The sequence below is a fragment of the Streptomyces sp. NPDC034085 genome, from assembly GCF_055575555.1.
Genome location: NZ_JBVISL010000005.1, coordinates 370928 through 397636, shown reverse-complemented (window position 1 = coordinate 397636; position 26709 = coordinate 370928). Strand labels below are relative to the sequence as shown.

Genomic DNA, 26709 nt, shown 5'->3' with positions numbered 1-26709 from the left:
AGGATCTTTTTGGGAAGAGGCGGGGCGCTGTGGGTCAGGCGGACGCGCGGACCCCCTGCGGGGCCGGCTCCTGCGGCGGCACCCCGCCCTCGCACTGGTGGCGGCACTCGTGCGCGCCCCGCGGTCCGTACAGGACCCGCGCGCCCCGCCCCGGAGCGGTGTCCAGCCGGATCGCCACGGCCGGCACCACCACGTTCGGCATCACGTGCGTGTAGAGCTCCGCGACCTGGGCGTCGAGGTCCAGGCCGAGCGTGTACGACATGGTGTTCAGCCCCGCGTACGCACCGACGATCAGCCGGGACGGGACCACCGGGTCCACGTTCGGCAGCAGCTCCCCGCGCCGCTGCGCCTCCTCCAGCACCGCGACGTGCAGGTCGATCCACGCCTCGTACGGGGACGCCCGGTCGAGCCGGCGGTTCCCGTACTCCAGCGTGAGCCGCGTGCTGGCCCGGATCAGCACCTCGTGCCGCAGCCGGTGCGAGAACACCATGCCGATGTCCACGAAGTCCTGCGCCCGGTACTGCTGCGGCGGCAGCTGCGGCTGGGAGTCGTTCTGCGCGTCGATGACGGCCTGGGCCAGGCCCTCCTTCGACTCGAAGTGGAAGTAGAGGGCGCCCTTGGTGACCTTCGCGATGTTGACGATGTCCGAGAGCTTGGCCGCGTCGTACCCGTGCTCCTCGAACACCACGGCGGCCGCCTCCAGGATGGCCCGACGCGTGCGCACCGCCCGGTCCTGCTTCACCTGGGGTCGCTCTGTCTTCATCTCTGGCGTCGCCTCTCCTGGCCCGCCGGTGTTACATCCCCACGGGTACGTTTCTCTGCATAGATTCCACACCATCGCGTGGCCGCGCGTCCACCGGCGTATGTCACCTCGGGGGAATCCGTCGCGAATCCGCTGTACGGCACCGGCCGGGCGGGCGGGCGCAGACAAAAGGGTCCACCGGTCCGTGTCGGACCGGTGGACCCTTCGGGGCGCTGGTGCCTACTTCAGCTTGGTGCCCGTGGAACGCAGGTCGGCGCAGGCCTGGGTGACGCGCTTGGCCATGCTCGCCTCGGCCAGCTTGCCCCAGGTGCGCGGGTCGTAGGTGGACTTCTTGCCGACCTCGCCGTCGACCTTCAGGACACCGTCGTAGTTGCGGAACATGTGGTCCGCGACCGGGCGGGTGAAGGCGTACTGGGTGTCGGTGTCGAGGTTCATCTTCACGACGCCGTTCTCCAGGGCGGTGGCGATCTCCTCGGGCGTGGAGCCGGAGCCGCCGTGGAAGACGAAGTCGAACGGGGAGGCCTTGCCGAACTTCTCGGCGACACCGGCCTGGAGGTCCTTGAGCAGCTCGGGGCGCAGGACGACGTTGCCCGGCTTGTAGACGCCGTGCACGTTGCCGAAGGAGGCGGCCAGCAGGTAGCGGCCCTTCTCGCCCAGGCCCAGGGCCTCGGCGGTGCGGATCGCGTCCTCGACGGTGGTGTACAGCTCGTCGTTGATCTCGTGGCTGACACCGTCCTCCTCGCCGCCGGTCGGGGTGATCTCGACCTCGAGGATGATCTTCGCGGCAGCGGCCTTGGCGAGCAGCTCCTGGCCGATGGCCAGGTTGTCGGCCAGGGTCTCGGCGGAGCCGTCCCACATGTGCGACTGGAAGAGGGGGTTCAGGCCGCGGGCCACGCGCTCGGCGGACACCTCCAGGAGCGGACGCACGTAGCCGTCCAGCTTGTCCTTGGGGCAGTGGTCCGTGTGCAGGGCGACCGTGATGTCGTACTTGGCGGCGACGACGTGCGCGAACTCGGCCAGGGCGACCGCGCCGGTGACCATGTCCTTGTTGTACTGGCCGCCCAGGAACTCGGCACCACCGGTGGAGATCTGGATGATGCCGTCGCTCTCGGCCTCCGCGAAGCCGCGCAGGGCAGCGTGCAGGGTCTGGGTCGAGGTGACGTTGATGGCCGGGTAGGCGAACTTGCCTGCCTTCGCCCGGTCGAGCATCTCGTTGTAGACCTCGGGGGTTGCGATGGGCATCTGTCCGCTCCTTGGATGTGCGGGGAGTGTGCTTATTGCGGGCCCTGACCTGGGGGCGACGTCGCCGTCGCGCCTATCTTTCCAGACTCGGCGCAACACTCCACCCCGCCCGTCACCCCTCGCCCGGCGGAGCGGGCGGAGTGTTTCACGTGAAACACTCCGCCTCCGAGGAAAGACGCAGGTCAGGACCGGAGCGGACACTTCCACGGCCTTGGCCGCCCGTGGTGCCGCACCCGGCGCCCGACCGCCCGCCACCCCGGCGCGACCACGATCCGAGACGGCCGGAGCCGCACGGAACGGGGGCGGGTCAGGCGAGGCCCAGGTCTCCCAGCCGGTAGCCGGTGAGGTAGGGCAGGCCCGCCTCGGCGATGGCGTCGGCCGCGCCCCGGTCCACGATGGTGGCGACGGCGACGACCTCGCCGCCGGCCTCGCGGACGGCCTCGACGGCGGTCAGCGGGGAGCCGCCGGTCGTCGAGGTGTCCTCGACGACCAGGCAGCGCTTGCCCTTCACTTCGGTGCCCTCGATGCGGCGCTGCATGCCGTGCGCCTTCTGCGCCTTGCGGACGACGAAGGCGTCCAGGCGCTCGCCCCGCGCGGCGGAGGCGTGCAGCATCGACGTGGCGACCGGGTCGGCGCCCAGGGTCAGGCCGCCGACGCAGTCGAAGTCGAGGTCGGCGGTGAGGTCCAGCATGACCTGCCCGACGAGCGGGGCGGCCTCGCCGTCGAGGGTGATCCGGCGGAGGTCGATGTAGTAGTCGGCCTCCTTGCCGGAGGAGAGCGTCACCTTGCCGTGCACGACGGCCTTGTCCTTGATCTGCTGCAGAAGCGCATCGCGTACGTCAGTCATGGCCCCGAGCTTAATTGGGTGCCGGGGAGTGCCGCCGCACCGGCCAGCAGGGACTTCGACGGCCCGGCCTAGAGCAGCCGCCGCCAGGTCCAGGTCGTGGAGACCTCCAGCGGGTCCACCGGCGTGACCAGCTGCGGCAGGGTGTTCAGGCCGTTCGGCGGGCCGGACTGGGGCTCGACGCAGACGGCCTCGGGCTGCTCGTCGTACACGACCACCCATTCGGCCCGGCTGGCGACCTTCAGTTCCAGCTCCCCGGGCCAGGTGAGGGTGACGTCCACCCCGCCGGGCATCCCGAAGCAGTCGTCCCAGGGGCCGGGCCCCGGGTCGGTCCGGCGGCCGGTGGGGAGGAGGTCCTCGCCCCGCTCCTCCTGCCAGGCCGGGTCGAAGGCGATCTGCGCCTCGGCGCCGCCGTGGGTCAGGACACGGTTGAACCAGGGGTGCCAGCCGGCCTGGGCCGGGAAGGAGTCCTGGTACGTCTCCACGCTCATCGCCAACGTCAGCGTGTCCTCGGCCAGTTCGAAGACCTGCGTCACCCGGCCGGCGTACGGCCACGGGGCGGCCAGGTCGAAGTAGAAGGACGCCCGGGTGCCGGTGGCCCCGGCGGACCGCCAGGCGATGTCACGGCCGAGGCCGTGGATGGCGTGCGGGGGGTGGTTCACGGGCAGCTGGTGGACGGCCGCGCCGTCGCGGAACCGCCCGTACCCGGTGCGTCCGCACCAGGGGACCATCGGGAAGGAGCCGTAGTGCGGGCCCTGGCGCAGGAGTTCGGTGCCGTCGACACGCAGACTGCTGATCCGGCAGCCGTTCTCCTGGTCGATGGTCATGTCGGCGCCGCCGGCGCTCAGTTGCGTACTCATACCGCCGACCCTACGGCCGCCGGCCGCCGGGGCCGCTCAGCTGCGGCGGCGCAACGCCCTCCTCATCACGACCGCCGACGCGAGGGCCAGGGCCGCCGCCGGGGCGATCCAGCGCAGGCCGTTCCCGCCGGTGGCGGCGGAGGGGGCCGGAACCGGGGCGTAGCGGCCGCGCGGCGGCGCGTGGTCGACCTCCTCGGCGCTGCGGCCGATCATCGTGCGGCGGGCGTGGGCGGCCTCGGCCGGCGGACGCGGGGAACCGGCGGGGCCGGTCCCCTGCCCGGCTTCCCCCAGCTCGCCGAGGCCGGCGAAGTCGGCGAAGCCGCCCTCCGTGAAGGGGTCGAGGGCCGGGGGCGGCACCTCGGTGTCGAACACGGACGCGCTGACCCCGGGCCCGTCCGGCCCCGGCTCCGTCCCCGCCGCCTCGGCTTCCGCCTCCTCGGCCTCGGCCACCGGGTCGCCCGCGGCTCCGGAGCCGGCGGCTTCGCCGGCCAGGTTGGCGGCGAGCCGGTCGAGCAGCCGCCCGGCGGCGGTGGCGGTGGCCTGCGGGTCGAAGGCGGCGGCCCGCCCGTCCGCGGCGGCCCCGCCGCTGAACTCCATCCGGGTCCCGCCCTCGTGCGGGACCAGCCGCAGCCCGAGGGTGAGGGTGACGGTGCCGCTGCCGCGCACCTCGGCCCCCTCGCCCTCCGCCGTGAAGTGGTCCGGGTCCCGCTCGGTGACGGTCAGGGCCCCCCGGTAGGTCACGGTGTGACCGCCGACCCGGACCCTGAGGCGCCCGGCCAGGGGCCCGGAGCCGGTGTCGGCGTCCTGCTGGAGCCCGGGGACGCAGCGGGCCACCCGGGCGGGGTCGCGCAGCACGGCGCGGACGTCGTCTGCCGGAACCGGAACGAACACCTGATGCTCCATGCGGTCGAGCCTACCGACGGGACCCGCCCGTGCACACGGACACGACGCCGCACGCGCCGGGACCCGGCGGCCGGAGCTCAGGAGTAGCGCGGGTGCGGCAGCGTGGAGGGCGGCAGACCGGCCGGCCGGGTGCGGGCGGCGTCCCGGGCCGCGTCCTGCAGGGCCGGGGTCGACACGGCCCGGAGGGCGGGGGTGTCCCCGTCCACGCGCAGCTCGGGGGCCCGGCCGCGGGCGGCGAGCACGAAGCCCCAGTCCTGCGGCGGCGCGTCGGCCGCGCCGAGGGTGCGGTCGGGTCCGGCGGTGAAGCCGGAGAGCCGGCCGCCGGTGCTGTAGGGCGTGGTGAACAGCCCGGCTGCCCGCAGGGTGGACTCGACGGTCCAGAACGTGCGCGGCCTCGTGGTGAGGGGTCCGGCGTGCACCGCGATGCGCCCGCCCGGCGTGAGGGCCCGCGCGGCCAGCCCGTAGAACTCCTGCGAGTACAGCTTGGTGCTCGGGGTGATGCCGGGGTCGGGCAGGTCGGAGACGATGACGTCGAAGCGGTCGCGCGCGGCCGGTCCCCGCAGCCAGCGGAAGGCGTCCCGGGTGACGACCTCCAGCCGCGGGTCCCGGTAGGCGCGGGCGTTGAGCGCGGAGAGCATGGGGTCGGTGCGGGCCAGGCGGACCACGCCGGGGTCGAGCTCGACGACGGTGACGGAGGCGACGTCCGGGTAGCGCAGCACCTCGCGGGCGGCGAGCCCGTCACCGCCGCCGAGGACCAGGACGCGGGCGTGCGGGCCGGTCATGGCGGGGTGGACCAGGGCCTCGTGGTAGCGGTACTCGTCGTAGCCGCTGACCCGCAGCCGTCCGTCCAGGAAGAGGTCGAGGGAGCGCGGGGACCCGGTGGACGGGCCGGTGAGCACCAGTTCCTGCACCCCGGTCTGCGCGGCGACGCGTACCTCGGCGCCGTAGACGGCGGTGCGCGCGGCCCGCTCGAAGTCGTCGACGAGGAGGGTGGCGCAGGCGAGCAGGGCGAGGACGGCCGCGTTGGCGGTGACCAGCAGCCGGCGGCAGCGTCTGCTGAGGTCGTGGCGGAACAGCCACAGGACGAGCCCGCCGCCGGCGACGGCGTTGACGGTGCCGGTGAGCATGGCCCCGGTGAGCTGTCCGAGCAGGGGGAGCAGCAGGAAGGGGAAGGCGAGCCCGCCGGCCAGGGCGCCCACGTAGTCGGCGGCGAAGAGGTCGGCGACGGCCCCGCCGGCGTCCTGCCGGCGAATGCGCTGGATGAGGACCATCAGGAGCGGGATCTCCGCGCCGATGAGCACGCCGATGGCGAAGGAGAAGGCGACGAGCGCGGGCCGGGACTCCCCCAGCCAGGCGAAGCTCGCGTAGAGGGCCGTGGCGGAGAAGCCGCCGAGCAGGGCGAGCGCTGCCTCGATGGCGCCGAAGCCGAGGGCGGGCCGGCGGCGCAGGCGTTTGGCGAGGAGGGAGCCGACGCCCATGGCGAAGACCATGACGGACAGCACGACCGACGCCTGCGTGACGGAGTCGCCGATGAGGTACGAGCCGAGGGCGAGCAGCTCCAGCTCGTAGACGAGCCCGCAGGCGGCGCAGACGAACACCGTGGCCAGCACGAGGACCCGGCCGGTCCGGGGGCGTACGGGCAGGGCGGCCTGGACGGTCTGCACGCCCCGCGGCTCCGCCGCCGGGAGCACCCCGCGGGGGGCGGAACGGTCGATCATGCAGCGAACCGTACGTCACCGCCCACCGACACCCTGTCACCCACATGGGTGCAAGTGCCGTGTTGATCAGGCCAGTTGGAGTAATCGGGAGCACAACTCCCCGGGACGGCCTAGACGGGAGCCCCCATGCGGACGCCCACCCGGGTGCGGGTGGCGACCAGCTGGCCCTCCTGCGGGTACGCGTGCCAGGTGCGCCAGCGCACCTGGCCCTCGTGACGCTGCGCGAGCATGGCGGTGAACGCGTGCGGATCACCGGGGAAGGTGCCGGCTAGCCCGTTCGGGTGGTCCGCGACCAGCGCGAGCAACTCCTGCGCCCGGCCCGCGAAGGACCCCCGCGAGAGGGTCTCGACCCGCGCGGCGAACTCGTACTCCCAGTCGCCCACCCGCTTCGCCACGCCGAGCGGCAGCGGCGTACTGCTGCCGGGCATACAGGCGACCGTCTCCGAGCAGAGCACCTCGCCCTCCTCCAGGAGCACCTGGTGGGAGGCCCCGAGCAGGCGCAGCTCCACCTTCGCGTCCGCGAGCTGGAGGTTCAGTACGGCCAGGGCGGGCAGCCGGTCGCGTCCCAGGGCCCAGGCGAGATCGGCGGCACGCGTGTCGGTGTAGGTGGTCTGGAGGGTCGTGAGCATGAGTCGGCTCCGCAAACGCGCGAGGGAGAGGGGCCGGGGGCCCGCCAGCGGTGGTCAACGGGTGGGGGGAAACCGGCACGGGTCCACAGGAAGTCCCGGGAGGTCCGGGGACTGGTCTACTCAACCGAGGGAATCATGAAAGGCACGGCACTCACAGCGTTTTTACCCAACTTGACGGGGTTTACATCCCCCCGGGGGCTTCACGGTTCACGTGTTCAACACGACGCCGCCCGTACGCCGTAGTGCCGGCCCGAACAAGAAGACGCCCGAAGGAAGTTGTCCCCGCCGGGCGTCTTGTCCACACGGGATCGGCGCGAGGTTCCGGCCGGCCCGTACCAGTGTCAGCTGGACCCGCAGCCACCGCCACCGCAGGAGGACGAGGATCCGCAGGAGGACGACGAACCGCACGACGAGGACGACCCGCACGACGAGGACGACCCGCCGGAGGACGAAGACCCTCCGCCGCCGGCCCACCAGCTGGAGCCGGATCCGCCGGACCCGCTGCCGCCGCTCCCGTTGAAGCGCACCGCGAGGTAGATGATCCCCCCGACGATCAGCGCGACGATGCCCAGGACGATGATCACGGCACCGCCTCCTTTCCCGAACCCCCGGTCGCCCGGGTGGCAGGACCCCCGTGGCCCGCGTGGAGGGGGGATGCCCTCCGGCCGACGCGGCCAAAGCACACTTGAGCAACTCCAGAGGTTCCCCCCAGGATGGCGCCCATGAGCGCACCCGCGAGCAGCAGCCGCCCCTTCCTCAACCGCCGCCTGGCCGCCTTCGGCACGACGATCTTCGCGGAGATGTCGGCGCTGGCCGCCCGCACCGGCTCGATCAACCTGGGCCAGGGCTTCCCGGACACCGACGGCCCCGCGGAGATCGCCGAAGCCGCCGTCCGGGCGATCCGCGACGGACGCGGCAACCAGTACCCGCCGGGCCCGGGCGTCCCCGAGCTGCGCACCGCCGTCGCCGCCCACCAGCAGCGCTTCCACGGCCTGTCCTACGACCCGGAGACCGAGGTCCTCGTCACGGCGGGCGCCACCGAGGCCATCGCCGCCTCCCTCCTCGCCCTCCTGGAGCCGGGCGACGAGGTCATCGCGCTGGAGCCGTTCTACGACTCCTACGCGGCCTGCATCGCCATGGCGGGCGCGGTCCGCGTCCCGCACACCCTGCGCGCCCCGCACTTCCGCCCCGACCTGGACGCCCTGCGCGACGCCGTCACCCCGCGCACCCGGCTGCTCCTGCTGAACACCCCGCACAACCCGACGGGCACCGTCCTGACCCGCGCGGAACTCGCCGCCATCGCCGAACTCGCCGTGGAGCGCGACCTCCTGGTCGTCACCGACGAGGTGTACGAGCACCTGGTCTTCGACGGCGAGCACGTGCCGCTGGCCTCCCTGCCCGGCATGCGCGAACGCACCGTCACCATCTCCTCCGCCGGCAAGACCTTCTCCTTCACGGGCTGGAAGGTCGGCTGGGTCGCCGCCCCGCCCGCGCTGGTCTCCGCGGTCCGCTCGGCCAAGCAGTTCCTGACGTACGTCTCCTCCGGCCCCTTCCAGTACGCCGTCGCCGAGGCCCTCGCCCTGCCCGACGCCTACTACGACGGCTTCCGCGCGGACCTCGCCGCCAAGCGGGACCTCCTCTCCGACGGACTGGCCGCCGCCGGCTTCCGGGTCTTCCGCCCGCAGGGCACGTACTTCATCACCACCGACATCTCGCCCCTGGGCGAGAAGGACGGCCTCGCCTTCTGCCGCGCGCTGCCGGAGCGCTGCGGGGTGGTCGCCGTGCCCAACCAGGTCTTCTACGACGACCCGTCCGCCGGAGCCGCCCAGGTGCGCTGGGCCTTCTGCAAGCGGACCGAAGTCCTCCAGGAGGCGGTCGCCCGCCTGCGCCGGCTCTGAGGGGATCGGGAGCGTGCGGACGGTGTCCGCGACCCTGCGGCCGACGCAGGCACGGCAGGCGCTCGCGCCCGGCGCGGTGGCCGCGCTCGGGGTGTTCGCCGCGGTCCGCGGGGCCGGGGCGCTGGTGGTCGCCGCCGGGGCCTGGTGGGCCGGGCGGGACCCGGTGCGGGTGCTCGGCTTCTCCTGGGACTCCGTCTGGTACCTCGGGATCGCCGCGCACGGGTACGGCCGGACCCAGATGTGGGCCGCGTCCGGCTCCGTCCAGAGCGACTACGCCTTCTTCCCGCTCTACCCGCTGCTGGTGCGCCTCGCCGGGGGCGGGCCGGGGGCCGGGCTGGCCGTGGCGTGGGCGGCGGCCGCCGTGGCCGCCGTCGGCGTGTACCGGGTCGGGGAGCGGCTGCTCGGGGCGCGGGCCGGGGTGCTGCTCGTCGGGCTGTGGGCCGCGCTGCCGCACGCGGTGGTGCTGACCCTCGCCTACACCGAGGCGCTGCTGGCGGCGCTGGCCGCGTGGGCGCTGTACGCCCTGCTGCGGGAGCGCTGGCTGTGGGCGGCGGGCCTGGCGGCGCTCGCCGGGCTGACCCGGCCGACCGGGGTCGCGGTGGCCGCCGCCGTGACGGCGCTGGCCGTGCGGGAGCTGGCGGTACGGGGCAACCGCGCGCCCGGGGTCTGGGCCGCCGCGCTGCTCGCGCCCGCGGGCTGGGCGGCGTACGTCCTGGCCGTCGGGGTGCACCGGCACGACGCGCTCGGCTACTTCGCGGTGCAGCGGCAGTGGGGCTCGCGGTTCGACTTCGGCGCCGGGACCCTGGAGACGGCCGGGAAGGTGCTCTCGGGCGGCCCCCTGACCATCCCGGTCGGCGTGACCCTGGCCGTGCTGGCCGCGGCCGGGCTGCTCGCGGCGGCGGCCGTACTGGACCGGACGCCGCTGCCGCTGCTGGTGTACGCCGGGACGCTGCTGCTGATCACCTTCGGCGGGGCGGGCTACTTCGAGTCGAAGCCCCGGTTCCTGCTGCCCGCGTTCCCGCTGCTGCTGCCGGTGGCGGCCGCCATGGCGAGAGCCCGGCCGCGCACGGCGGTCGCGGTGACCGCCTGCATGGCCGGGCTCTCCTACGGATACGGGCTGTACCTGCTCCTGGTGGCGCGGGTACCGCTGTGAAGGGGGACGGCTACTCGCCGCCCTCCTCCTTCTCGTCGCCCTCGGAGGAGTCGACGTCCTTCTCCAGGCCGAGCTGCTCCAGCAGCCACTTGTCGAACTCGATCGACGCGCGGACCCAGCTGACCGTGGAGGAGACGAAGTGCTCCAGGCTGACGCCGGTGCCGATCAGCATCTGCGCCTCGCCGATCAGGCGGACGGAGCCGTCGTCGTGCGTGTGGCTGTAGACCTTGGGCCACAGGGTGCGGCGGTTCCAGTCGTCGATCGACTCGAGCAGCTGCGCCTTGTCGTCGATGGCGTGCGGACGGTCGTAGAACGTCCGCACGGAGAAGACCTGCTGCTCGCCTTCGCCACGGAACATGAAGTACGTGCGGAAGTCCTCCCACGGCGCCGCGAGGTCACCCTCGTCGTCGACGACGTACTTCAGCTCCATCTGCTCCAGGAGCTGCTTCACCAGGTCCTGGTCGGGGACGACGGGGCCCGCCGGTCCTTGGCCTTGCGGTTCGGGCTGACCCCCGAAGTTGGGGATCGAGGCCGGGTCGATGCTCACCGTGTACTTCCCTTCGTGCGGATACCGCCATCCTCCCCCATCGCGCCCACCCCGTGTCCAGCCCCGTCACCGGCGATCCGCTCCGGGCGGACACGAGGGGGCGGGCGCCCCTTACAGGGCGCGGCCGACCAGCAGGTCCTCGCCGGACACGTCGACCCGTACGGTGTCGCCGTCCCTGATCTCGCCGGAGAGGATCTCCTTGGCGAGGCGGTCGCCGACCGCCGTCTGGATCAGGCGGCGCAGCGGGCGGGCGCCGTACGCCGGGTCGTTGCCCTTGTCCGCCAGCCAGGCCAGCGCCGCGGGGGTGACGTCCAGGGCGAGCCGGCGGTCGGCGAGGCGCTTGGCCAGCCGGGCGATCTGGAGCTCGGCGATGTGGGCGAGCTCGTCGCGGGTCAGCGCGGAGAAGACCACCAGGTCGTCCAGGCGGTTGAGGAACTCCGGCTTGAAGCTCGCCCTCACCACCTCCAGGACCTGTTCCTTCTTCTCGTGCGCGCTGGTCAGCGGGTCCACCAGGAACTGGCTGCCGAGGTTGGAGGTGAGGATCAGGATGGTGTTGCGGAAGTCCACCGTCCGGCCCTGGCCGTCGGTGAGGCGGCCGTCGTCGAGGACCTGGAGCAGGATGTCGAAGACCTCGGGGTGGGCCTTCTCGACCTCGTCCAGCAGCACCACGCTGTACGGGCGGCGGCGGACGGCTTCGGTGAGCTGGCCGCCCTCCTCGTAGCCGACGTAGCCGGGCGGGGCGCCGACCAGGCGGGCCACGCTGTGCTTCTCGCCGTACTCCGACATGTCGATGCGGACCATGGCCCGCTCGTCGTCGAAGAGGAAGTCCGCGAGGGCCTTGGCCAGCTCCGTCTTGCCCACGCCGGTCGGGCCGAGGAAGAGGAACGAGCCGGTCGGCCGGTCCGGGTCGGCGATGCCGGCGCGGGTGCGGCGCACGGCGTCCGCGACCGCCCCTACGGCCTCGGTCTGCCCGATCAGGCGGCGGCCCAGCTCCTCCTCCATGCGCAGCAGCTTCTGGGTCTCCCCTTCGAGGAGGCGGCCCGCCGGGATGCCGGTCCAGGCGCCGACGACGTCGGCGATGTCGTCGGGGCCGACCTCGTCCTTGACCATCGAGTCCTTGGCGGCGGCCCCGGCCTTGGAGGCCTCCGCCTCCGCCTCGGTGGCCTCGGCCAGCTCGCGCTCCAGCTGCGGGATCTCGCCGTAGAGCAGCTTGGAGGCGGTGTCGAAGTCGCCGTCGCGCTGGGCGCGCTCGGCCTGGCCGCGCAGGTCGTCCAGGCGTTCCTTCAGCTCGCCGACGCGGTTGAGGGACTGCTTCTCCTTCTCCCAGCGGGCGGTGAGGCCGCGCAGCTCCTCCTCCCGGTCGGCGAGGTCCTTGCGGATCTTGTCGAGGCGTTCGCGGGAGGCCGGGTCGGACTCGTTGTTCAGGGCCAGCTCCTCCATCCGCAGCCGGTCGACGGAGCGCTGGAGCTCGTCGATCTCCACGGGTGAGGAGTCGATCTCCATGCGGAGCCGGGAGGCGGCCTCGTCGACGAGGTCGATGGCCTTGTCGGGCAGGAAGCGGGAGGTGATGTAGCGGTCGGAGAGGGTGGCGGCGGCGACGAGGGCGCTGTCGTTGATGACGACCTTGTGGTGGGCCTCGTAACGGCCCTTGAGCCCGCGCAGGATCGCGATGGTGTCCTCGACGGTGGGCTCGGCGACCAGCACCTGCTGGAAGCGGCGCTCGAGCGCCGGGTCCTTCTCGATGCGCTCGCGGTACTCGTCCAGGGTGGTCGCGCCGACCATGCGCAGCTCGCCGCGGGCCAGCATGGGCTTGAGCATGTTGCCCGCGTCCATGGCGGAGTCGCCGCCGGCTCCGGCGCCGACGACGGTGTGGAGCTCGTCGATGAAGGTGATGATCTGGCCCTCGCTCGACTTGATCTCCGCGAGGACGGTCTTGAGCCGCTCCTCGAACTCGCCGCGGTACTTGGCGCCGGCCACCATCGCGCCGAGGTCGAGGGAGACGAGCCGCTTGCCCTTGAGGGACTCGGGGACGTCGCCCTTGACGATGCGCTGGGCCAGGCCCTCGACCACGGCGGTCTTGCCGACGCCGGGCTCGCCGATGAGCACCGGGTTGTTCTTGGTGCGGCGGGAGAGGACCTGGACGACGCGCCGGATCTCGTGGTCGCGGCCGATGACGGGGTCGAGCTTGCCCTCGCGGGCGGCGGCCGTGAAGTCGGTGCCGAACTTCTCCAGGGCCTTGTACTGGCCCTCCGGGTCGGGGGTGGTCACGCGCCGTCCTCCTCGTGCGTTCTGGAAGGCGTCCAGCAGTTTCCCGGCGGTCGCGCCCTGGTCGGAAAGGACCTCACCGGCCGCTCCGCCCTTGGCGGCGACGGCGATGAGGAGGTGTTCGGTGGAGAGGTACTCGTCACCGAGCCGCCCGGCCTGGGAGTCGGCCTCGGCGAGTACGGCGAGCAGGTCGCGGCTGGGCTGCGGCGGCGCGACCGTGGATCCGGTGACGCTGGGCAGGGCGGCCAGCAGCCGTTCCGCTCCGGTGCGCACGGCCGCCTGGTCGGCCTCGGTGGCGACCAGCAGGTCGGTGACGTTCTCGTTGTCCTCGCCGGCGAGCAGGGCCAGCAGCAGGTGCGCGGGGGTCAGGTCCGCGTGGCCGTCCTTGACGGCCCTGCTCGTGGCCGCGTTCAGGGCGTCGCGGCTCTTGTTGGTCAGCTCGGCGTCCACTGGGGGTTCTCCTCTCCGGCGGGGTGTCCGTGGCTCGGTGCGCGCACCTCACGGTGCACGACTCTGACAGGTTCAGCGTCTGTAAAGTTGAGTCTATTCCACTCAAGGACGTTCTCACGCAGGATCCGCCGGTTCGCGGGCGTACGCTTCGGCCCATGCCCCATGACGTACTCAACCCGACGCCCGAGTACCTCGCCTTCTGGCGGGAGCGGCACGTCTGCACCCTGACCACCCCGCGCCCGGACGGCACCCCGCACGTAGTGCCCGTGGGGGTGACCTACGACCCCGAGGCGGGGCTGGCGCGGGTGATCAGCAACAAGCACAGCAAGAAGGTCCGCAACGTCCTGGCGGCGCCCGGCGGCGGCGCCCGGGCGGCGGTCTGCCAGATGGAGGGCAGGCGCTGGGCCACCCTGGAGGGGCGCGCGGTGATCCGTACGGACGAGGCGTCGGTCGCCGAGGCCGTGGCGCGCTACGCGGAGCGGTACGGGCGGATGCCCTCGCCCAACCCGGACCGGGTGGTCCTGGAGATCGCCCTGGACCGGGCGATGGGCCGGGCCTGAGCCCGGGGGGCCGCCTCCGGCCGTCCTCCAGCGTTCCCCGGCCGGTCCCCGGCCGATTGTCCGGTTCGACCACTGGACGCGGACATCACAACGGCGCCATCGTGGTCAGGTCCACGATGGCGCCGTTGTGTGGGGGTAGCGCCTGGAGCGATTTGCAACGACGGGGGAATCGCCTCAGGCACTGCGGGGGGTGGCGGTGGTGATATCGGGTTCGAAGAGCTGGTGGTCCCGCTGGTCGAGGTTGACGAAGACCATGCCGTACCGCACTTCGCAGCGGACGGGCTGCGGTGCGCCCCGGGGGCGGCGCAGGCAGCGGTAGGCACGGACGTCCTCGTCCTCCTCGCGGACGACGACGATCGGCTGGCCGAAAAGGGTGACCATCAGCGAGTCGCCGGCGTAGGGGATCGCCGTGGCGAGGTCGATGAACTGCCACCCGGAGCGGTAGGCGGAGGCCATTTCGCGCCGGAAGTCGCGGTCGTCGGGGGTCATCAGGAGACCTTCGCAGGGGCCGTGTCCCAGCCGAGGTCCGCAGGACCCGAGTTCCAGCCGAGATCGGTCTTGCCCGTGGATTCGACGTGCGCAGCGGCACCCGCCTGAGCACTTCCCGCGTCGCCCCCGTTGCCGGCGACGACTGCCCCAATGACCGCAACGACGGAGAAAACAACGGCAAGCGCCGAGCGAAGCATTCTCTTATACATGGTCGGCTTCGTCCTCACTTGATGGAATCCTCTCCCCCGCACTGACAGACGATGGCTCATTCAGGCACGTCAGTGCCACAGGGACGATGCATCATGTTCTTACATGTTCAGGACCCTGGGGGGTGGAGATTTGGCAAGAAGCGAGGCAAACCCGACACATCCCCACCCCGTCACGGCGATGTGCGCCGAGGGCGCCCGACTGTACGCGGCCGCCCTGAGCACCGGCCGCGTCGCCCGCGGTGAGGTCCAGAACGCCCCCTGCCTGCTCGAATTCGCTCTTCTGCGACCCGACCCGGATGACGCCAACCAGTTGCGCGCGGTTCCCCCGTCCGTCGCCCTGGCCCAACGGCTCCACCCGATCGAACGTGAGATCCAGGACCGCAGGCGCACCGCCGTAGATCTCACCGATGCATTCGAGCCGTTCCTCACCATCAGCGCCCAGAGCCCCGCCAACACCCACGCCATCACGGTGCTGGAGGGAATCGACCAGATCAACGCCGCCCTCGACCTCGCCACCGCCGAGTGCCACACGGAGGCCCTGACCGTCCAGCCCGGCGGCGCACGGCCGACGTTCATCCTCAGCGAGGCCTTGGAGCGCGCCACGCCGCTGATCGACCGCGGGGTGAGCATCCGCACGCTCTACCAGCACACGGTCCGGCACAGCCAGGGGACGCTCGCCTACGTCGACCGGATCTCCACGGGGAAGGTGGAGATCCGCACGCTCGAGGAACTGATAGAGCGTCTCATGATCTTCGACCGCACGGTGGCCTTCATCCCCGCCAGCGACGACCGGCGCGTGGCCCTGGAGCTGCGGCACCCCGGGCTGGTGGACTACCTCATCAAGGTCTTCGAGCAACTGTGGCGCAGGGCGGTGCCGTTGGGCGACGAGGTCACCTACACCCACCACCCGGACGGCATCTCCGGAGTACAGCGCTCCATCGCCCAGCTGCTCATCGAGGGGCACGTGGACGAGGCGATCGCCCGCCGGCTGGGCATGAACGTGCGCACCTGCCGCGCGCACATCGCGAAGCTGGCCGCCGCTCTCGGCAGCGGCAGCAGGGCCCAGCTCGGCTACCTCATCGCCCAGTCCGGGATCCTGCACAGCACGGGCCCGGCGGAGCTCCACGAGGGCTGACAGGGGCCCGCAGCAGCCTCCCGGAGGCCCCCGGACGCACGGAAGGCCCCGTCGGTCCGCTCCCGGAGGGAGAGGGGCCGTACGGGGCCTTCACGGCGCGTCCAGCGATACGCGGGCGGTGGGCTTCAGTCGCCGGGGCGCTTGGTGGGGCGCCAGACGACCAGCGCGTTGCCCGGCACCGGCGGCTGGTACGGGACCAGGTCGCGGCGGTACGAGGCGTGCACCTGCGCCTCGCGGGCCCGGAGCGCGGCGGCCGCACCGTCCACGGCCGTGGACAGCTCCGCGACGCGCTGCTGGAGCGCGGCCACCTGGTTCTCCAGTTCGATGATCCGCTTGATCCCCGCCAGGTTGATGCCCTCGTCCTGGGACAGCTGCTGCACCGTGCGGAGCAGTTCGATGTCCCTGGCCGAATAGCGACGGCCGCGGCCGGCCGTACGGTCCGGGGAGACCAGGCCGAGGCGGTCGTACTGGCGGAGGGTCTGCGGATGCAGTCCGGAGAGCTGGGCGGCCACCGAGATCACGTAGACCGGGGTCTCGTCGGTCAGCTGGTACGCCCCCTCGCCGAAGCGGGGCTGTCGTCGGCGGCCGTCCATGTCATGCTCCCTTCGCGGACTCGAACAGGAGGGCGCGCGGGTCCTCGGACCCGGTCGCGTCCCGGTACATCTCCAGAGCCTCCCGGGCCTTGTCCGAGAGCTCCGCCGGAACCGCGACCTCCACCGTGACCAGCAGGTCGCCGCGGGTGCCGTCCTTGCGGACCGCGCCCTTGCCGCGGGCCCGCATGGTGCGGCCGCCGGGGGTGCCCGGGGGGAGCTTCAGGGTGACCGGGGGCCCGCCCAGGGTGGGCACCTTGATCTCGGCGCCCAGGGCGGCCTCCGCGAAGGTCACCGGGACCGTCACCGTGAGGTTGTCGCCCTTGCGGCCGAACACCGGGTGGGTGCCGACGTGGACCACCACGTACAGGTCGCCCGCCGGGCCGCCGCGCTCGCCCGGGGTTCCCTTGCCGCGCAGCCGGATCCGCTGCCCGTCGGAGACGCCCGCCGGGATCCGGACCTGCATGGTGCGCGAGCTGCGGGCGCGCCCGCTGCCCTTGCACACCTCGCAGGGGTTCTCCGCGATCAGGCCGCGGCCCTTGCAGTCCGCGCAGGGGTCGGTCAGCGAGAAGCCGCCGCCGCTGCCCCGGGAGACCTGGCCGGTGCCGACGCAGGTCGGGCACACCCGGGGGGTGCCGTTCTTGTCCCCGGTGCCCGAACAGGCCTTGCAGGGGGCCTGCGAGGACATCCGCAGCGGGACGGTCGCGCCGTCCACCGCCTCCGTGAAGGAGAGCGTGACCTCCGACTCGACGTCCTGGCCGCGGCGCGGCTGGGTACGGGTGCCCGCACCGGCGCCGGCGCCGCGGTTGAACAGTCCGCCGAAGACGTCGCCCAGGCCGCCGCCGAAGCCGCCCGGACCGCCGGCCTGGGTGCCGCCGAACAGGTCGCCCAGGTCGAAGTTGAACGAACCGCCACCGCCGCCCGGGCCGGGGCGGAAACCGCCGTTGCCGAACAGCGCGCGGGCCTCGTCGTACTCCTTGCGCCGCTTGGCGTCGCCGAGGACGTCGGCCGCCTCGGAGATCTCCTTGAAGCGCTCCTCCGCCGAGGCGTCGCCCTTGTTGGCGTCCGGGTGGAACTCGCGGGCGAGCTTCCGGTACGCCTTCTTGATCTCGGCCTCGGTGGCGTCCTTCGGGACACCGAGGACCTTGTAGTAGTCCTTCTCGACGAAGTCCTTGGTGCTCATCCCCGGTGTCCCTCCTCTCGGATCCCTACATGCTGTGCGTCAGCCCTGGTCGGGGGCATCCGTGTCCTTGTCGGACGGCGCGTCGCCGTCGCCGGACTCGGACGCGGCGGCGGGCGCCGCGCCCGGCTGGGGCTCGGCCACCGCGACCCGCGCGGGGCGGATCGTGCGCTCGCCGATGCGGTACCCCGGCTGCAGGATCGCCACGCAGGTCGTCTCGGTGACGTCCGGCGCGTACGAGTGCATCAGGGCCTCGTGGATCGTCGGGTCGAAGGGCTCGCCCTCCTTGCCGAACTGCTGCAGCCCCATCTTGGCGGCGGCCGTCTCCAGCGATTCGGCCACCGACTTGAAGCCGCCGACCAGCTCGCCGTGCTCCCGCGCCCGGCCGATGTCGTCCAGGGTCGGGAGGAGCTCCGTCAGCAGGGACGCGACCGCGATCTCCTTGACGGCGACCCGGTCCCGCTCCACGCGGCGGCGGTAGTTCTGGTACTCGGCCTGGAGCCGCTGGAGGTCCGCGGTGCGCTCGCCGAGCGCGGTACGGGCCTGGTCCAGCTGGGCCACCAGGGCCACGTCCTGAGCTGCGTCCCCGGCCGGGGCCGCCGCCTCCTCCTTGGCGGAGTCGGCGGCCTTCGGCTCGGCGTCGTCGGTGCCTGCGCCGGCGGGGACTTCAGGCTTCTCGTCGAAACCCGGGGTCTCCTCCGACATCAGGCAGCGCCGCCCTTCGGCTTCTCGTCGTCGACGATCTCGGCGTCGACGACGTCGTCGTCGGCCTTGGCCTGGCCCGCGTCGTCCGCGCCGCCGGCGGCCTGAGCGGCCTGGGCGTCGGCGTAGATGGCCTGGCCGAGCTTCTGGCTGACCGCGGCGAGCTTCTCCGTCGCGGTGCGGATCTCGGCGGTGTCCTCGCCCTTGAGCTTGTCCTTCAGCTCGGTGACGGCCGTCTCGACCTCGGTCTTGACGTCGGCCGGGACCTTCTCCGCGTTGTCCGCGAGGAACTTCTCCGTCTGGTAGACGAGCTGCTCGCCCTGGTTGCGCGACTCGGCGGCCTCGCGGCGGCGGTGGTCCTCCTCCGCGTACTGCTCGGCCTCCTGGCGCATCCGGTCGACCTCGTCCTTGCCGAGCGAAGAGCCGCCGGTGACGGTCATCTTCTGCTCCTTGCCCGTGCCGAGGTCCTTCGCGGTCACGTGCATGATGCCGTTGGCGTCGATGTCGAAGGAGACCTCGATCTGCGGGACGCCGCGCGGGGCCGGCGGCAGGCCCGTCAGCTCGAACATGCCGAGCTTCTTGTTGTACGCCGCGATCTCGCGCTCGCCCTGGTAGACCTGGATCTGCACGGACGGCTGGTTGTCCTCGGCCGTCGTGAAGATCTCCGACCGCTTGGTCGGGATGGTCGTGTTGCGCTCGATGAGCTTGGTCATGATGCCGCCCTTGGTCTCGATGCCGAGGGACAGCGGGGTCACGTCGAGGAGCAGGACGTCCTTGACCTCACCCTTGAGCACACCGGCCTGGAGGGTGGCGCCGATGGCGACGACCTCGTCCGGGTTGACGCCCTTGTTGGCGTCCTGACCGCCGGTGAGCTCCTTGACGAGCTCGGCGACGGCCGGCATGCGGGTGGAGCCGCCGACCAGGACCACGTGGTCGATCTCGGACAGGTTGATGCCCGCGTCCTTGATGACGTTGTGGAACGGGGTCTTGCAGCGGTCGAGCAGGTCCGCGGTGAGCTGCTGGAACTGCGAGCGCGTGAGCTTCTCGTCCAGGTGCAGCGGGCCCTCGGCGGAGGCCGTGATGTAGGGCAGGTTGATCGAGGTCTCCGTGGAGGAGGACAGCTCGATCTTCGCCTTCTCGGCGGCCTCGCGCAGGCGCTGGAGCGCCATCTTGTCCTTGGACAGGTCGACGCCGTGGCCGTTCTGGAACTGCTTCACCAGGTAGTCGACGACGCGCTGGTCCCAGTCGTCGCCACCGAGGTGGTTGTCACCGTTGGTGGCCTTGACCTCGACGACACCGTCGCCGATCTCCAGGAGCGACACGTCGAAGGTGCCGCCACCGAGGTCGAAGACGAGGATGGTCTGGTCGTCCTTGTCGAGACCGTAGGCCAGGGCGGCGGCCGTCGGCTCGTTGACGATGCGCAGGACGTTCAGTCCGGCGATCTCGCCGGCCTCCTTCGTCGCCTGGCGCTCGGAGTCGTTGAAGTAGGCCGGGACGGTGATGACCGCGTCCGTGACCTTCTCGCCCAGGTACGCCTCGGCGTCGCGCTTCAGCTTCTGCAGGATGAAGGCGCTCATCTGCTGCGGGTTGAAGTCCTTGCCATCCAGGTTGATCTTCCAGTCAGTGCCCATGTGGCGCTTGACGGAGCGGATGGTCCGGTCCACGTTCGTGACCGCCTGGCGCTTGGCCACCTCGCCGACGAGGACCTCGCCGTTCTTGGCGAAGGCGACGACGGACGGCGTGGTCCTGGCACCCTCGGCGTTGGTGATGACGGTGGGCTCTCCGCCTTCGAGAACGCTGACGACGGAGTTAGTGGTGCCCAGGTCGATGCCGACCGCACGTGCCATTTCGATTCCTCCAGCTGACTTGAGTGGAACAGACTCAAGAGTGCCGTAACGCTGCGCTCGCGTCAACAGAGGTGAGCCCAGGGGGCTCAACCTTTAGGCTGCGCTTACGCTCAGGGCGGTCTCACGGGGCCGTACGCGACCTGCGGTCCACCCCGCTCCGGGCACGGCCGCACTCCGGCCGCGCTGGCCGCGGACCTGCGCTTGACCGGCACCCGAACGGGTTCCGGCGGCATCCGCCGCCGCGCGGCGCGCCCGGAGGGCGGCCGGGCTTCCGGCAGCGTGCCTGCCATGCCCCTCTCCCTCCCCCTACCCGCCCGGCTGCGGCCGACCCCGCCGCGGATCCGGCTGCGCCGGCCGGCCAGGCCGCCGGCCAAGCGGGTCTTCGACCTCGTCGGCGCGCTGGTCCTGCTCGGGGTGTGCGCCGTCCCGCTCGCGCTGGCCGCCGCCCTGCTGTACGGGGCCCTGCGCGCGCGGGTCCTCGTACGCGACCCCGCGCTCGGGCTCGGCGGCCGGCCGTTCGGCGCGTGGCGGCTGCGCACCGAGGGCGCGGGGCGGGCCGGGGGGCTGGTGCGGCGGTGCGCGCTGGAGGGGCTGCCGCAGCTGCTCAATGTGGTGCGGGGCGAGATGTCGCTGGTCGGGCCGCGGCCGCAGGACCGTACGGAGCATCCCGAGCGGCTGCTCGTACGTCCGGGAATGACCGGATTATGGCAGGTCAGCGAGCGTTCGGACCTCCCCTGGGAGGAGATGGCCCTGCTGGACCGGCACTATGTGGAGAGCCATTGGCTGGGGATGGATCTCGCGATCCTGGCGCAGACCCCTCGGGCGGCCTACCGACAGAGGCATGCCTGAGCGACACAGATCACCGCACGCTCACCTACAGTGCGGCGTGGGAACTGGGTAACCTCAACCCTTGACTCAATAAGTTACCGCTTAGTAAGTACCGCCCGAGGAGCCCTCCCATGCAACTCGCCGCGATCATCGTGTCGCTGGTCATCACGGTGGTAGCCGTCGCGCTGTTCGGCCGTGCCATCGCGCAGATCTACCGCTTCGTGCGCCTCGGCCAGCCAGTGCCCGCGGGCACGCGCACCGGCGACCCCACTCAGCGCACCATCACGCTGGTCAAGGAGTTCCTCGGCCACACCCGCATGAACCGATGGGGCATCGTCGGGTTCGCGCACTGGTTCGTGGCGGTGGGCTTCTTCTCCCTGCTGCTGACCATCGTCAACGCCTTCGGCCAGCTCTTCCAGGCCGACTGGCTGATCCCGTTCATCGGCGACTGGCTGCCGTACGAGGTCTTCACCGAGTTCCTCGGCCTGATGACCGTGCTCGGCATCGTGACCCTGATCGTCATCCGGCAGCTCAGCCGGCCGGGCAGGGCCGGACGCAAGTCCCGCTTCACGGGCTCCAAGACGGGCCAGGCGTACTTCGTCGAGGCCGTCATCCTGATCGTCGGCGTCTGCATCATGACGCTGCGCGCGCTGGAGGGGGCCCAGCACGGCGTCGACGGCTGGGAGCCCGGCTTCTTCGCGTCGTACCCGCTGATCGCCGCCTTCGACGGGCTGAGCCTGAGCACGCTCCAGCACCTCACCTACTTCTTCGCGGCGCTCAAGATCGTCACGTCCTTCACCTGGATGATCACGGTCTCGCTCAACACCAACATGGGTGTCGCCTGGCACCGCTTCCTCGGCTTCCCGAACATCTGGTTCAAGCGCAACGCGGACGGCTCCACCGCCCTCGGTGCCCTCCAGCCGATGACCAGCGGCGGCAAGGAGATCGACTTCGAGGAGCCGGGCGAGGACGACGTCTTCGGCGTCTCCCAGGTCGAGCAGTTCTCCTGGAAGGGCATCCTCGACTTCTCCACCTGCACCGAGTGCGGCCGTTGCCAGTCGCAGTGCCCCGCCTGGAACACCGGCAAGCCGCTGTCGCCGAAGCTCCTGATCATGTCGCTGCGCGACCACGCGCACGCGAAGGCCCCGTACCTGCTCGCGGGCGGCGGCAAGACGATGGAGGGCGACGAGAAGGCCACCGCGGAGCAGCTCAAGGACGTCCCGGCGGCGGCCCTCGCGGAGGCGGAGCGCCCGCTGATCGGCACCGCCGAGGAGAACGGCGTCATCGACCCGGACGTGCTGTGGTCCTGCACGACCTGCGGTGCGTGCGTGGAGCAGTGCCCGGTCGACATCGAGCACATCGACCACATCGTCGACATGCGGCGCTACCAGGTGATGATCGAGAGCGCGTTCCCGTCGGAGGCGGGCACGATGCTCAAGAACCTGGAGAAGAAGGGCAACCCCTGGGGCCTGGCCAAGAAGCAGCGCGTGGAGTGGACGAAGGAGGTCGACTTCGAGGTCCCGATCATCGGGAAGGACGCGGAGGACCTCTCGGAGTTCGACTACCTGTACTGGGTCGGCTGCGCGGGCGCCCTGGAGGACCGGGCGAAGAAGACCACGAAGGCCTTCGCGGAGCTGCTGAACATCGCGGGCGTCAAGTTCGCGATCATGGGCGGCGACGAGAAGTGCACCGGTGACTCGCCGCGCCGCCTGGGCAACGAGCCGCTGTTCCAGCAGCTGGCCCAGGAGAACGTGGCCATGCTGAACATGGCCTTCGGCGAGGACGACGAGGACGAGTCGACGCGCAAGCCCAAGTCGGCGAAGCGCATCGTCTCCACCTGCCCGCACTGCTTCAACACCATCGCGAACGAGTACCCGCAGCTCGGCGGCGAGTACGAGGTCATCCACCACACGCAGCTGCTCCAGCACCTGATCGACGAGGGCCGGCTGACGCCGGTGACGCCGGTCGACGGCCTGATCACGTACCACGACCCGTGCTACCTGGGCCGCCACAACAAGGTCTACACGCCGCCGCGCGAGATCATGTCCGCGGTGCCGGGGCTGCGGCAGCAGGAGATGCACCGCCACAAGGAGCGGGGCTTCTGCTGTGGCGCCGGTGGTGCGCGGATGTGGATGGAGGAGCGCATCGGCAAGCGCATCAACAACGAGCGCGTGGACGAGGCGCTGTCCCTCAACCCGGACATCGTCTCCACGGCCTGCCCCTTCTGCCTCGTCATGCTGACGGACTCGGTGAACGGCAAGAAGAACGACGGCCAGGCGAAGGAGTCCGTCCAGGTCGTGGACGTGGCGCAGCTGCTGCTGGAGTCGGTGAAGGCCCCGGAGCCGACGGAGGAAGAACTGGCGGCCCTGGCGGCAGCCGAAGCGGAAGCCGCTGCCGCTGAGGAGGCGGCTGCGGCTGCCGCTGCCGCTGTGGAGGCCGCGACGAAGCCCGAGGCGCCTGCTGCGAAGCCGGAGCCCGAGGCCAAGGCGGAAGCCGAGGCGCCTGCGGCGGAGCCCAAGGGCGACACCGAGGCCCAGGTCGAGGCGAAGCCGGAAGCCGAAGCCAAGGCGGAGGCTGAGGTAAAGCCGGAGGCTGCGGCCGCCACGAAGCCCGAAGCCCCTGCTGCGAAGTCGGAGCCCGAGGCACCCACGGCGGCGCCTGCGGCCGAGCCCAAGGGCGACGCCAAGGCCCTGCCCGAGGCAGAGGCTCAGGCGAAGCCGGAAGCCGACGCCAAGGCGCCCGCGGCCGAGCCCAAGGCCGACGCCGAAGTTGCGGTGAAGCCGGACGCTGCCATCAAGGCGGAAGCCGAGGCACCTGCGGTGGAGCCCGAGGGCGGCGCCAAGGCCCAGCCCGAGGCTGAGGCGAAGCCGGAAACCGAAGCCAAGGCGGAAGCCGAGGCAGCTGCGGTGGAGCCCAAGGCCGACACCAAGGCGGAAGCCGAGGCTACGGCGAAGCCTGGCACTGCTGCCGAGGCGGAAGCCGAGGCACCCGCGACCGAGCCCGAGGCGGAGGCCGCTCCGGCCGACGGCAAGGGCGAGGCGAAGCCCGAGGGCGCCAAGTAGCACCAGCGCGCTGAACAGGAACGGCCGGTCCCCTTCCAGGGGGCCGGCCGTTCCCGTCTGCCGGGGTCCGGGGCGGAGCCCCGGGGAACGGTGGAAGGGCGGGTAGGGGACGGCTCCGCGCAGCGGCCCCCCACGCCGACGAAGGCTCCGGTTCTCCCGGCCGATCCTGCCGAGCACCCCCCGCAGTCCCCCTCGGCTCCGGACGGCGCCGCCGTCCACCTGGCGGCCGACCCGCAGGCCCGCCCCCGGCACGGACCCGCGGGCCAGATACGTACGCATCGCGGCAGCCACACAAGCGGAAGACCAGACACCGCCCACAACCACCCCAACCGCACCCCTCCGGGTCCCCCTAGGGGATGTCACAGGTCAGCCGCAAAGGGGGCCACTTCCGGTGGCCCGGCCACGGCGGCTCGGCGGAGCAGGTACTTTCGATCACGTGGCTGGATTCAGGATCGGACGCGGCAGGGACGACAACCACCCTCCGCAGCAACCCCCGCACACCCCGCGGCAGCAGCCGTACGGTCAGCAGCAAGCGCCGCAGGCACCGTACGGCCATCAGCCCTACCCGCCCTCCGGCCCGCCGCCGCAGCAGCAGTGGCCGCAGCAGGGTTCGGCCGGGGACCACGGCGAGCCGGAGTACTTCGACCCGTACGGCCAGCCAGGCCACCAGGGCCGGCACGCCCACCCGCAGCCCCACCCCCAGCCGCAGCCGCCGCAGACCCCGTACGCACCCCCGCACGGGGCCTCGTACGCGAACGACCCCGGCTACACGCAGGCCTTCTCGGTCGGCGAGGACCCGTACGGCCAGGGCGCGACCTACCAGGCGGGCGCGGCCTCCGCGGCCCCCTCCGGGCCGCGGCTGCACTGGAAGGACCTGCTGCGCGGCATCGTGCTGCGCCCCGGGCCGACCTTCCTGCAGATGCGCGACTACGCGGTCTGGGGTCCGGCGCTCACCGTGACCTTCGTCTACGGCATGCTCGCGGTCTTCGGCTTCGACAAGGCCCGCGAGGACGCCATCAAGGCGACCCTCACCCAGGTCATCCCGATCGTCCTCAGCGCCGGCGTGGCCTTCGTCATCTGCGGCCTGATCCTCGGCGCGGTCACGCACACCCTGGCCCGCCAGCTCGGCGGCGACGGCGCGTGGCAGCCGACCGTGGGCCTGTCGATGCTGGTCATGTCCGTCACGGACGCCCCGCGCCTGCTGGTGGCGGTGTTCCTGGGGGGCGACAACATCGTCGTGCAGGTCCTCGGGTGGGTGACCTGGCTGGCGGCCGGCGCGCTCTTCACCGCGATGGTCGGCAAGTCGCACGACCTGCCCTGGCAGAAGGCTCTGGGCGCGTCCGCGATCCAGCTGGTCGCCCTGCTTTCAATGATCAAGCTGGGCACGCTGTAGCCCACGCACACGCACGAAGGGCCCGCCGCGCGGATGCGCGGCGGGCCCTTCCCCATGTTCCGGTCAGGCAGGTCAGGCGTCCAGGACCTGGCCCTCGCGCTTCACCACGGGCGGCTGGACGGACCAGGGGAACTCGATCCAGTCGTCGGTGCGCTTCCACACGTACTCGCACTGCACGAGCGAGTGGGACTTCTCGTAGATGACGGCGGAGCGCACTTCGGCGACGTGGCCGAGGCAGAAGTCGTGCACCAGCTTCAGCGTCTTGCCGGTGTCGGCGACGTCGTCGGCGATCAGGACCTTCTTGTTCGTGAAGTCGATCGCCTCGGGCACGGGCGCCAGCATGACCGGCATCTCCAGCGTGGTGCCCACACCGGTGTAGAACTCCACGTTCACGAGGTGGATGTTCTTGCAGTCGAGCGCGTACGCCAGACCGCCGGCGACGAACACCCCGCCCCGGGCGATGCTCAGGATGATGTCGGGCTCGTAGCCGTCGTCGGCGATGGTCTGCGCCAGCTCGCGGACGGCGCGCCCGAACCCCTCGTAGGTCAGGTTCTCGCGTACTTCGCTCATGCCTCGTGCCTCACCTGGGTGCGGTGGAAGTTCTGGAAGGAGCGCGAGGCGGTCGGCCCGCGCTGCCCCTGGTACCTGGAGCCGTACCGCTCGCTGCCGTACGGGAACTCCGCGGGCGAGCTGAGGCGGAACATGCACAGCTGCCCGATCTTCATGCCCGGCCACAGCTTGATCGGAAGGGTGGCCAGGTTCGACAGCTCCAGGGTCACGTGGCCCGAGAACCCGGGGTCGATGAACCCCGCGGTCGAATGCGTCACCAGACCCAGGCGCCCCAGGCTGGACTTCCCCTCCAGTCTGGAGGCGATGTCGTCGGGCAGCGAGATGACCTCATACGTCGAGGCGAGCACGAACTCGCCCGGATGCAGGATGAAGGCCTCGTCCCCCTCGGGCTCGACCAGGCGGGTCAGGTCGGCCTGCTCGATGGCGGGGTCGATGTGCGCGTAGCGGTGGTTCTCGAAGACCCGGAAGAACCGGTCGAGACGTACATCGATGCTGGAGGGCTGCACCATCGACTCGTCGAAGGGGTCAATGCGAACCCGTCCGCTGTCGATCTCGGCCCGGATGTCTTTGTCGGAGAGAAGCACGTCCCGAGGATACGCAGAGCGCGCGGGCCACCCCCAATCGGAGCGGCGCCCGCGCGCCCGGTCCCGCCCGCTACCGCTTGACGCCGCCGCCCACGGGCACGGCGTGCCTCAGCCGAGCGCACCGCGGGCACCGCAACAGCCGCCCGGGCCCGATCCGGCCGGCACCGAGGTGCTGCAACGGGAACGAAGCGGTGTTGAAAACATGCCCTTCGGCACAACGGACGACTGTGTGCTCCATCGAGTCCCTTTCCCCAACGAGCCGTACTGCGATGAATCGCCACATTAGGG

The 26709-nt window shown here is 71.7% G+C and carries 23 protein-coding genes and 1 pseudogene; 8 read left to right on the top strand and 16 right to left on the bottom strand.

Annotation, left to right across the window (positions count from 1 at the left end):
* Positions 1-34 precede the first annotated feature (34 nt).
* The 7 genes from ACZ501_RS20570 to ACZ501_RS20540 form a co-directional block, all read right to left on the bottom strand.
* The gene (locus ACZ501_RS20570) at positions 35-763 is read right to left on the bottom strand and encodes a ScbR family autoregulator-binding transcription factor (RefSeq protein ID WP_361598659.1); all 729 of its coding nucleotides are present in this window, start codon (positions 761-763) and stop codon (positions 35-37) included.
* A gap of 219 nt (positions 764-982) precedes the next feature.
* Positions 983-2005, bottom strand: a complete 1023-nt coding sequence (gene fbaA, locus ACZ501_RS20565) for a class II fructose-bisphosphate aldolase (protein WP_361598656.1) — start codon at positions 2003-2005, stop codon at positions 983-985.
* Between the two features lie 307 nt (positions 2006-2312).
* Positions 2313-2852 carry an orotate phosphoribosyltransferase gene (gene pyrE / locus ACZ501_RS20560; protein WP_361598653.1) on the bottom strand — a complete coding sequence of 180 codons (540 nt, stop codon included), beginning with the start codon at positions 2850-2852 and terminating at the stop codon, positions 2313-2315.
* Between the two features lie 68 nt (positions 2853-2920).
* Positions 2921-3709, bottom strand: coding sequence for an aldose epimerase family protein (locus ACZ501_RS20555; protein WP_468797135.1), 789 nt, complete (start codon positions 3707-3709; stop codon positions 2921-2923).
* A 36-nt stretch (positions 3710-3745) separates the two neighbouring features.
* Positions 3746-4612 carry an SRPBCC family protein gene (locus tag ACZ501_RS20550; protein ID WP_468797132.1) on the bottom strand — a complete coding sequence of 289 codons (867 nt, stop codon included), beginning with the start codon at positions 4610-4612 and terminating at the stop codon, positions 3746-3748.
* 77 nt (positions 4613-4689) lie between these two features.
* Positions 4690-6330, bottom strand: coding sequence for a polyamine aminopropyltransferase (locus ACZ501_RS20545; RefSeq protein ID WP_468797129.1), 1641 nt, complete (start codon positions 6328-6330; stop codon positions 4690-4692).
* Positions 6331-6440: 110 nt separating this feature from the next.
* A complete protein-coding gene (locus ACZ501_RS20540; protein ID WP_042801168.1) occupies positions 6441-6959 on the bottom strand; it encodes a DUF2617 family protein in 519 nt (172 codons plus the stop codon).
* A gap of 294 nt (positions 6960-7253) precedes the next feature.
* Here ACZ501_RS20540 and ACZ501_RS20535 point away from each other — a divergent pair, with 294 nt between their 5' ends.
* The 3 genes from ACZ501_RS20535 to ACZ501_RS20525 all read left to right on the top strand — a co-directional run bounded on the left by ACZ501_RS20535 (position 7254) and on the right by ACZ501_RS20525 (position 10010).
* Positions 7254-7496 carry a hypothetical protein gene (locus ACZ501_RS20535; RefSeq protein WP_468797126.1) on the top strand — a complete coding sequence of 81 codons (243 nt, stop codon included), beginning with the start codon at positions 7254-7256 and terminating at the stop codon, positions 7494-7496.
* Positions 7497-7672: 176 nt separating this feature from the next.
* Positions 7673-8857, top strand: coding sequence for a pyridoxal phosphate-dependent aminotransferase (locus ACZ501_RS20530; RefSeq protein WP_468797123.1), 1185 nt, complete (start codon positions 7673-7675; stop codon positions 8855-8857).
* 22 nt (positions 8858-8879) lie between these two features.
* Positions 8880-10010 carry a hypothetical protein gene (locus ACZ501_RS20525; RefSeq protein WP_468797120.1) on the top strand — a complete coding sequence of 377 codons (1131 nt, stop codon included), beginning with the start codon at positions 8880-8882 and terminating at the stop codon, positions 10008-10010.
* Positions 10011-10020: 10 nt separating this feature from the next.
* Here the strand turns inward: ACZ501_RS20525 and ACZ501_RS20520 are convergent, their stop codons facing one another.
* Complete coding sequence (locus ACZ501_RS20520; RefSeq protein ID WP_361598632.1) at positions 10021-10557, bottom strand: type III secretion system chaperone family protein; 537 nt, start codon at positions 10555-10557, stop codon at positions 10021-10023.
* Between the two features lie 111 nt (positions 10558-10668).
* Positions 10669-13272, bottom strand: coding sequence for an ATP-dependent chaperone ClpB (clpB, locus tag ACZ501_RS20515; protein ID WP_361598629.1), 2604 nt, complete (start codon positions 13270-13272; stop codon positions 10669-10671).
* 155 nt (positions 13273-13427) lie between these two features.
* Between clpB and ACZ501_RS20510 the strand changes: the two genes are divergently transcribed.
* Positions 13428-13832 carry a pyridoxamine 5'-phosphate oxidase family protein gene (locus ACZ501_RS20510; RefSeq protein WP_361598626.1) on the top strand — a complete coding sequence of 135 codons (405 nt, stop codon included), beginning with the start codon at positions 13428-13430 and terminating at the stop codon, positions 13830-13832.
* A gap of 174 nt (positions 13833-14006) precedes the next feature.
* Here ACZ501_RS20510 and ACZ501_RS20505 read toward each other — a convergent pair whose 3' ends face one another.
* Positions 14007-14321: a Rieske (2Fe-2S) protein gene (locus ACZ501_RS20505; RefSeq protein ID WP_030228709.1), complete on the bottom strand. Its 315-nt coding sequence runs from the start codon at positions 14319-14321 to the stop codon at positions 14007-14009.
* A gap of 312 nt (positions 14322-14633) precedes the next feature.
* Between ACZ501_RS20505 and ACZ501_RS20500 the strand changes: the two genes are divergently transcribed.
* The gene (locus ACZ501_RS20500) at positions 14634-15665 is read left to right on the top strand and encodes a helix-turn-helix transcriptional regulator (protein ID WP_362455507.1); all 1032 of its coding nucleotides are present in this window, start codon (positions 14634-14636) and stop codon (positions 15663-15665) included.
* Between the two features lie 125 nt (positions 15666-15790).
* Here the strand turns inward: ACZ501_RS20500 and ACZ501_RS20495 are convergent, their stop codons facing one another.
* From ACZ501_RS20495 to dnaK, 4 genes are read right to left on the bottom strand one after another with little or no spacing between them, the layout of a single operon-like run.
* Positions 15791-16258, bottom strand: coding sequence for a heat shock protein transcriptional repressor HspR (locus tag ACZ501_RS20495; RefSeq protein ID WP_361598620.1), 468 nt, complete (start codon positions 16256-16258; stop codon positions 15791-15793).
* 1 nt (position 16259) lies between these two features.
* On the bottom strand, positions 16260-17438 hold the full coding sequence (dnaJ, locus tag ACZ501_RS20490; protein WP_361598617.1) for a molecular chaperone DnaJ: 1179 nt from the start codon (positions 17436-17438) through the stop codon (positions 16260-16262).
* Positions 17439-17477: 39 nt separating this feature from the next.
* A complete protein-coding gene (grpE, locus tag ACZ501_RS20485; RefSeq protein ID WP_468797118.1) occupies positions 17478-18140 on the bottom strand; it encodes a nucleotide exchange factor GrpE in 663 nt (220 codons plus the stop codon).
* Complete coding sequence (dnaK, locus tag ACZ501_RS20480) at positions 18140-19984, bottom strand: molecular chaperone DnaK (protein ID WP_361598611.1); 1845 nt, start codon at positions 19982-19984, stop codon at positions 18140-18142. The genes grpE and dnaK overlap by 1 nt, the downstream gene beginning before the upstream one ends.
* A 288-nt stretch (positions 19985-20272) precedes the next feature.
* Here dnaK and ACZ501_RS20475 point away from each other — a divergent pair, with 288 nt between their 5' ends.
* From ACZ501_RS20475 to ACZ501_RS20465, 3 genes and pseudogenes are all read left to right on the top strand, one after another.
* Entirely contained in the window at positions 20273-20833 is a 561-nt protein-coding gene (locus ACZ501_RS20475; protein WP_468797115.1) for a sugar transferase, read from the top strand.
* Between the two features lie 110 nt (positions 20834-20943).
* Positions 20944-23199, top strand: a pseudogene (locus ACZ501_RS20470) ((Fe-S)-binding protein); the annotation flags it as partial.
* A 1111-nt stretch (positions 23200-24310) separates the two neighbouring features.
* On the top strand, positions 24311-25267 hold the full coding sequence (locus tag ACZ501_RS20465; protein ID WP_361605729.1) for a Yip1 family protein: 957 nt from the start codon (positions 24311-24313) through the stop codon (positions 25265-25267).
* Positions 25268-25339: 72 nt separating this feature from the next.
* Here ACZ501_RS20465 and ACZ501_RS20460 read toward each other — a convergent pair whose 3' ends face one another.
* Entirely contained in the window at positions 25340-25837 is a 498-nt protein-coding gene (locus ACZ501_RS20460; RefSeq protein ID WP_361605732.1) for a phosphoribosyltransferase, read from the bottom strand.
* Complete coding sequence (dcd, locus tag ACZ501_RS20455; protein WP_361605735.1) at positions 25834-26421, bottom strand: dCTP deaminase; 588 nt, start codon at positions 26419-26421, stop codon at positions 25834-25836. The genes ACZ501_RS20460 and dcd overlap by 4 nt, the downstream gene beginning before the upstream one ends.
* Positions 26422-26709: the final 288 nt, after the last annotated feature.

Bases quoted from the DNA above. Each gene is read 5' to 3' on its own strand.
- dnaJ (WP_361598617.1), bottom strand. From the start codon at position 17,438: ATGAGCACCAAGGACTTCGTCGAGAAGGACTACTACAAGGTCCTCGGT.
- ACZ501_RS20510 (WP_361598626.1), top strand. From the start codon at position 13,428: ATGCCCCATGACGTACTCAACCCGACGCCCGAGTACCTCGCCTTCTGG.
- ACZ501_RS20570 (WP_361598659.1), bottom strand. From the start codon at position 763: ATGAAGACAGAGCGACCCCAGGTGAAGCAGGACCGGGCGGTGCGCACG.
- ACZ501_RS20500 (WP_362455507.1), top strand. From the start codon at position 14,634: ATGTTCAGGACCCTGGGGGGTGGAGATTTGGCAAGAAGCGAGGCAAAC.
- pyrE (WP_361598653.1), bottom strand. From the start codon at position 2,852: ATGACTGACGTACGCGATGCGCTTCTGCAGCAGATCAAGGACAAGGCC.
- ACZ501_RS20475 (WP_468797115.1), top strand. From the start codon at position 20,273: ATGCCCCTCTCCCTCCCCCTACCCGCCCGGCTGCGGCCGACCCCGCCG.
- ACZ501_RS20540 (WP_042801168.1), bottom strand. From the start codon at position 6,959: ATGCTCACGACCCTCCAGACCACCTACACCGACACGCGTGCCGCCGAT.
- fbaA (WP_361598656.1), bottom strand. From the start codon at position 2,005: ATGCCCATCGCAACCCCCGAGGTCTACAACGAGATGCTCGACCGGGCG.
- ACZ501_RS20460 (WP_361605732.1), bottom strand. From the start codon at position 25,837: ATGAGCGAAGTACGCGAGAACCTGACCTACGAGGGGTTCGGGCGCGCC.
- ACZ501_RS20530 (WP_468797123.1), top strand. From the start codon at position 7,673: ATGGCGCCCATGAGCGCACCCGCGAGCAGCAGCCGCCCCTTCCTCAAC.
- ACZ501_RS20550 (WP_468797132.1), bottom strand. From the start codon at position 4,612: ATGGAGCATCAGGTGTTCGTTCCGGTTCCGGCAGACGACGTCCGCGCC.
- ACZ501_RS20505 (WP_030228709.1), bottom strand. From the start codon at position 14,321: ATGACCCCCGACGACCGCGACTTCCGGCGCGAAATGGCCTCCGCCTAC.
- ACZ501_RS20495 (WP_361598620.1), bottom strand. From the start codon at position 16,258: ATGGACGGCCGCCGACGACAGCCCCGCTTCGGCGAGGGGGCGTACCAG.
- ACZ501_RS20555 (WP_468797135.1), bottom strand. From the start codon at position 3,709: ATGAGTACGCAACTGAGCGCCGGCGGCGCCGACATGACCATCGACCAG.
- ACZ501_RS20545 (WP_468797129.1), bottom strand. From the start codon at position 6,330: ATGATCGACCGTTCCGCCCCCCGCGGGGTGCTCCCGGCGGCGGAGCCG.
- grpE (WP_468797118.1), bottom strand. From the start codon at position 18,140: ATGTCGGAGGAGACCCCGGGTTTCGACGAGAAGCCTGAAGTCCCCGCC.
- dnaK (WP_361598611.1), bottom strand. From the start codon at position 19,984: ATGGCACGTGCGGTCGGCATCGACCTGGGCACCACTAACTCCGTCGTC.